This is a genomic window from Frankia sp. CcWB2, assembly GCF_977927585.1.
Window position 1 is genome coordinate 1 of the sequence record NZ_CDWRCM010000038.1, and the last position, 912, is coordinate 912.

At 53.6% G+C, this 912-nt stretch carries 1 protein-coding gene; it reads right to left on the reverse strand.

Going from position 1 to position 912, the window contains the following annotated elements; all coding sequences use genetic code 11:
* On the reverse strand, positions 1 to 481 hold a 481-nt coding region (locus ACY45C_RS06235; RefSeq protein ID WP_462186699.1), incomplete at its 3' end, for a helix-turn-helix domain-containing protein.
* Between the last annotated feature and the right edge of the window lie 431 nt (positions 482 to 912).

Sequence of the window (912 nt, forward strand, 5' to 3'; positions counted from 1 at the left end):
TATGAGCGTCGTAGGTATAAGTATTTTTTCCTGCAGAAACCGCGCCGCTGGGTGGTTGACTCGACGTTGGCGCGGAAATTTGGTGATCGGCAAGCAGATCGCCAATTGATACGGCATTCGTAGACAGAAAAATTCGTTGCTTCGTAATTCGATCGAGAATATCATTTAGAGGATCGGTCAGCAGTGGGGATTTTGGCTCATCGCTATCTGATACATCAAAGAGTGATGGGCTATGGATAGCACCTGGGACGTGCGATGAGAAAATTATTTTTTCACCCGCACGGCCCTCTATTAGAGTCTTGATAGCGGATTGTTGTGCGGGTGTAGGCCGGATGGCTCCCGTTTCTATCCGCGTGAGTGCCGCTAGCGATATACCTAGCTTCCATGCCACATCGCGAGCACTCAATCCACGTCGGAGACGCCAGCTACCCAGTGCGGTGTCGATGCTACCGACCGTATGATTCGATTCGTTCTCATCCATCAATAGCCGCCAATTCTTAATCGTCTACCTCGGATAGCATATTGTGCCCTACCTGTGGGATGCTCTGATCTACCATCCTTAGGTCGAGATCCACCTGTGCGGTTCGTTACGCTGCGTCGCAGGCAATGATACAGCCACATGGACGAGGCGAGGATGGTTGCTGCCGATAGTAACCGACTGGATGCGCTAGGCCGGTTCACCGTCGGGATCCTTTGCCAGGGGCAGGTCGAGCGGTACGCCAACAGATCTGTTGATCGGTATCTCTCAGTAGGCTCGGGAGAACTCGACTATGCTGGCAAGGCGAAGTCTAAACGTCGGGCAGGCGAAAGAAGCATTTCGATTCCAGGGTCGGCCCGGCGCGCTGCGATTGTGCTCGTTTGAAGAAAGAGCCCGCCAGAGCCAGCGGTCACACCACACTGGCCTCTTACCTC